Origin of the sequence: Streptomyces sp. 796.1 (assembly GCF_047525675.1) — a bacterium.
Taxonomy (GTDB): Bacteria; Actinomycetota; Actinomycetes; order Streptomycetales; family Streptomycetaceae; genus Streptomyces.
In genome coordinates this window covers 159,321-164,145 of sequence record NZ_JBLIWA010000005.1, presented here as the reverse complement: position 1 = coordinate 164,145, position 4,825 = coordinate 159,321, and the positions used below count along the sequence as shown (strand labels likewise).

Sequence of the window (4,825 nt, the reverse complement as noted above, 5' to 3'; positions counted from 1 at the left end):
AGGGGGCTCCGGCGGGCCCGCCGGAGCCCCCTACCGGAGCGTCCTGTCAGCCCGGCCGGAGCGACGGCGCAGGCAACAGGGGCGGGAACAGCGGCGGAGACAGGAGCAGCAACGGAAACACCGAGCACGAGAACGGGAAGCAAGAACGGAAGTGAGACGCATGCTCTTCCAGGATCGGCGTGCGGCCGGGCGGGCGCTGGCCGCCGAGCTCGCCGAGCGCGAGTTGCATGACGAGTTGGTCGGCCCGCTGGTGTTGGCGCTGCCGCGCGGCGGGGTGCCGGTGGCGGACGAGGTGGCCAGGGTGTTGCACGCGCCGCTCGACGTCCTCGTCGTACGCAAGATCGGCGCACCGTTCCAGCCCGAACTGGGCGTCGGCGCGCTGGCCGGGGACGAGCCCCCGTTCTACGACGAGCGGGCGCTCGACCTGCTGCACCTGACGCCCGACGGGCTTGCCCCGCAGGTGGCGCGCGAGCGGGTCGAGCTCCAGCGCAGGGAGTCGCTGTACCGGGCCGGGCGTCCGGCCCCTGACCTGCGCGGACGGACGGCGGTCCTGGTGGACGACGGGCTGGCCACCGGGGTCAGCGCGTGCGCCGCGGTGCGGGCGGCGCGGCGCCTCGGGCCGGCGCGGGTGCTGCTGGCGGCCCCGGTCGGTTCCGTGGAGGCGGCCACCGTGCTCGGGCAGGAGGCCGACGACGTCGTCTGCCCGCACCAGCCGCGGCCCTTCGGCGCCGTCGGCCGCTGGTACGCGGACTTCGACCAGGTCACGGACGCGGAGGTGCTCGACGTGCTGGCGGCGGCCCATGCGGGTGGCTGACCTGCGGCCCGCCCTGTACACCGGGACCACGGAAGGGGATGTGCGGGATGCCGTTGGTACAGTCGCCAGGCGCATACGGGACCTTCTGGGCCCGGGCGGACGAGCAGGATGAGCGAGAACGAACGGGAGCCGATGGCGTGGCCGTGGACGTACTCGACGCGAAGATCCTCCGGCTGCTCCTTGAGCAGCCGCGCACCAGCGTGCGGGAGTACGCGCGGTTGCTCGGCGTGGCACGCGGCACCCTCCAGGCGCGGCTCGACCGGCTGGAGCGCGACGGCGTGATCACCGGCACCGGCCCGCGGCTTTCGGCCGCCGCGCTGGGCCATCCCGTACTGGCCTTCGTCCACGTCGAGGTGATGCAGGGGCACCTGGACGACGTGGGCGACGCGTTGGCGGAGGTCCCGGAGATCATCGAGGCGTTCTCGATCACCGGCGGCGGGGACCTGATGACCCGGGTGGTGGCGCGGGACGCCGGCCACCTGGAGGACGTCGTCCAGCGGCTCATCCAGCTCCCCGGCGTGGTCCGTACCCGCACCGAGATCGCCCTGCGGCAGCGGGTCCCGTACCGGATGCTGCCGCTGGTGGACGCCGTGGGCGCACAGGCGGCGCGCCAGCGTTAGCCCGCGGCCCGGGGTCGGACCGGCACTGGGCCGCTGAGCTGCGGACATCTCCCCGGCGGTGCCCTCGCCGCCTTGGCATGCTGTCTCCATGAGCGCTTCCCGCACCCCCTCGGTCATTTTCGATCTCGACGGCACGCTCGTCGATAGCGAGCCGCACTACTTCGAAGCCGGACGGCGCACCCTGGCCGCGTACGGGGTGACCGACTTCCGTTGGGAGGACCACACCCGCTTCATCGGGATCGGCACCCGCGAGACGCTGACCATCCTGCGCTCCGAGTACGGCATCGACGCGTCGGTCGACGAGCTGCTGGCGGCCAAGAACCGGCACTACCTGGAGCTCGCCGGCGCGTCGGCCGAGGCGTTCCCGCAGATGCGCCGGTTCGTGGAGCGACTGTCCGCGCACGGCCATCCCATCGCGGTGGCCTCGGGCTCCTCCCGCGCCGCGATCGAGGCCGTGCTGTCGGCGACCGGCCTGGACGCGCAACTGAGCACGTACGTCTCGGCCGAAGAGGTGCTCCAGGGCAAGCCGGAGCCCGACGTGTTCCTGGAGGCAGCTCGCCGGCTCGACGTGGAGCCGGCGGACTGCGTGGTGGTGGAGGACGCGCCGCCGGGGGCCGAGGCGGCGCACCGGGCCGGCATGCGCTGCATCGCGGTGCCGTACGTGCCCGCGACGGTGGACGATCCGCGGTTCGCGACGGCGGGACTGTGCTTCCGAGGTGGGCAGCGCGAGTTCGACGCGGACCTGGCGTACGCGTGGCTGACCGGCGCCCCGCGTTGACACCCCCACGTTTCCGCCGCAAATGGCCGAATGAGAGCATTCGTTCGCACGATTGACCCACATACGAGATGGAGCACATATGGAACGACGTGGGGGACGCGCGGTCTACCGGTGGGGGGCGACGGTAGTCGCTTCGACGGCTGCCCTGGCCGTCGCCATCCCGACGACCAGCGCACAGGCGGCGAGCGGCCCGTCGGGCATCACCGCCAAGGGCGCGTACCTGCTGGACAGCGGCGCCAACAAGGAGCTGTGGTCCAAGGGCGCCGACACCAAGCGGCAGATGGCGAGCACCACCAAGATCATGACCGCGGTCGTGGTGCTCGACACGAAGAAGGTCGACCTCAACAAGAAGGTCACCATCAAGAAGGAGTACCGGGACTACGTCGCCAAGGAAGGCGCGAGCACCGCCGACCTGAAGACCGGCGACAAGGTGACGGTGCGCCAACTGCTGTACGGGCTGATGCTGCCTTCGGGCTGTGACGCGGCGTTCGCCCTGGCGGACACCTTCGGCTCGGGCAAGACCACCGCCGCCAGGACCAAGTCGTTCATCGCGCAGATGAACACGCGGGCCAAGGCGCTGGGCCTGAAGAACACCAAGTACGACTCGTTCGACGGCATTTCCAACAAGGGGTCCAACTACACGACCCCGCGTGACATGGCCAAGCTGGCCCGGCACGCGATCGGGAACGGCACGTTCAAGACGGTCGTCAAGGCGCAGAGCACCAAGCAGAAGGCCACCAACGGCCGCACCTACACCTGGTACAACACCAACAAGCTGCTCGGCTCGTACCAGGGCACCTTCGGCATCAAGACCGGCACCGGAACGGCTGCCGGACCGTGCCTGGTCTTCGCCACGACCAAGGGCAAGCGCACCGTCGTGGGCGTCATCCTCAACGATGGCAACCGCTACGCGGACGCGAAGAAGATGCTCGACTGGTCGTTCAAGCAGAAGACCAAGGTCGCTTGGCGTGCGCTGCCCAAGGGCGCGCAGCAGGACTGAGCCGCGGCTCGGCCCGGGTGACCGCGGACGCGGGTCGGCCCGCGTCCGACGGCCCTTCGTCGCGGACGGAGCGGACTGATTTCCCCGCGGTCACCGCGTGGTCGCCGCGCAGCGCGGCCGATGCCCCGCCCGGAACCCCTCCGGGCGGGGCGTCGTCGTCCGGCCCCGGCCATCTCGCGCATGGTCCAGACCTCTTGACGAGAGGTCTGGACCACCTTAGCGTGTGGCGCACCACACACCCCTGCCCACACTTCGGGCCCCGGTCCAGGAGGTACGCGTGTCTTCCCCCACGCCTCCTCACGTGTCATGGCCTCCTCATATGTCATGTGCACATCCACTGTCGCTCTGCGGCACGGCCGCGGCCGATGGTCCCCACCCACTCGCCCGAAGACACACCACCACGGACACAGCGCCGACCCGGCGACGCTGTCCGCGGACTGAAGGGAGCACCACATGATCGGTCGGACGGTACGCATGCTGGGGGTCGGCCTGGCGCTGGCCTTCGCCGCTCAAATGCCGGTGGCCGCTGCGTCGGAGGCACCCAAGGAGCCCCGCGCCGACACCTGTGCGGTCAAGTCGAAGCCCACGGGCAAGGTGCTCCAGGGTTACTGGGAGAACTGGGACGGCGCCGCCAACGGCGTGCACCCGCCGTTCGGTTGGGTGCCGATCAACGACAAGCGCATCAGCGACCACGGCTACAACGTGATCAACGCGGCGTTCCCGGTCATCCGCTCGGACGGCACCGTCCTGTGGGAGGACGGGATGGACGCCACGGTGAAGGTGTCCACGCCCGCCGAGATGTGCGACGCCAAGGAGAAGGGCGCCACGCTGCTGATGTCCATCGGCGGCGCCGCGGCCGGCATCGACCTCAGCTCAAGCAAGGTCGCCGACCGGTTCGTCGAGACCGTGGTGCCGATCCTGAAGAAGTACAACTTCGACGGCATCGACATCGACATCGAGACCGGCCTCACCGGCACCGGCAACATCAACCAGCTCTCGGCCTCGCAGTCGAACCTGATCCGCATCATCGACGGTGTGCTCGCCCAGATGCCCTCCAACTTCGGTCTGACGATGGCCCCGGAGACCGCCTACGTCACCGGCGGCAGCGTCGTCTACGGCTCCATCTGGGGCGCCTACCTGCCGATCGTGAAGAAGTACGCGGACAACGGCCGGCTGTGGTGGCTGAACATGCAGTACTACAACGGCAGCATGTACGGCTGCTCCGGCGACTCGTACCAGGCCGGTACGGTCCAGGGCTTCACCGCGCAGACCGACTGCCTCAACAAGGGCCTGGTCATTCAGGGCACCACCATCAAGGTTCCCTACGACAAGCAGGTCCCGGGCCTGCCGGCCCAGCCGGGCGCCGGTGGCGGTTACATGTCGCCGGGTCTGGTGAGCCAGGCGTGGAGCAAGTACAACAACGGCCTCAAGGGCCTGATGACCTGGTCGATCAACTGGGACGGCTCGCGTTCCTGGAGCTTCGGCAACAACGTCAAGTCCCTCCAGGGCCGCTGATCCCCCGCCAGCCCCGCTGACCCGCGCCACCGGCCGGGTCGCGGACGCGCCACCCCGTCCCCACCCTGACGAAGCCGACCCGCGCCAACCGGCCCCGG

5 protein-coding genes are annotated in these 4,825 nt (G+C 70.1%); all 5 read left to right on the top strand.

Annotation, left to right across the window (positions count from 1 at the left end; genetic code table 11):
- Positions 1-160 precede the first annotated feature (160 nt).
- The 5 genes from ACMA1D_RS05750 to ACMA1D_RS05730 all read left to right on the top strand — a co-directional run bounded on the left by ACMA1D_RS05750 (position 161) and on the right by ACMA1D_RS05730 (position 4,727).
- The gene (locus ACMA1D_RS05750; protein ID WP_414722765.1) at positions 161-814 is read left to right on the top strand and encodes a phosphoribosyltransferase; all 654 of its coding nucleotides are present in this window, start codon (positions 161-163) and stop codon (positions 812-814) included.
- Positions 815-951: 137 nt separating this feature from the next.
- Positions 952-1,434: an Lrp/AsnC family transcriptional regulator gene (locus ACMA1D_RS05745; protein WP_414722764.1), complete on the top strand. Its 483-nt coding sequence runs from the start codon at positions 952-954 to the stop codon at positions 1,432-1,434.
- An 88-nt stretch (positions 1,435-1,522) separates the two neighbouring features.
- Positions 1,523-2,212 (top strand): HAD family hydrolase, encoded by a 690-nt coding sequence (locus ACMA1D_RS05740; protein ID WP_414722763.1) that lies wholly within the window; start codon positions 1,523-1,525, stop codon positions 2,210-2,212.
- 79 nt (positions 2,213-2,291) lie between these two features.
- On the top strand, positions 2,292-3,212 hold the full coding sequence (locus ACMA1D_RS05735; RefSeq protein ID WP_414722762.1) for a D-alanyl-D-alanine carboxypeptidase family protein: 921 nt from the start codon (positions 2,292-2,294) through the stop codon (positions 3,210-3,212).
- A 513-nt stretch (positions 3,213-3,725) separates the two neighbouring features.
- On the top strand, positions 3,726-4,727 hold the full coding sequence (locus tag ACMA1D_RS05730) for a chitinase (RefSeq protein ID WP_414722813.1): 1,002 nt from the start codon (positions 3,726-3,728) through the stop codon (positions 4,725-4,727).
- Positions 4,728-4,825: the final 98 nt, after the last annotated feature.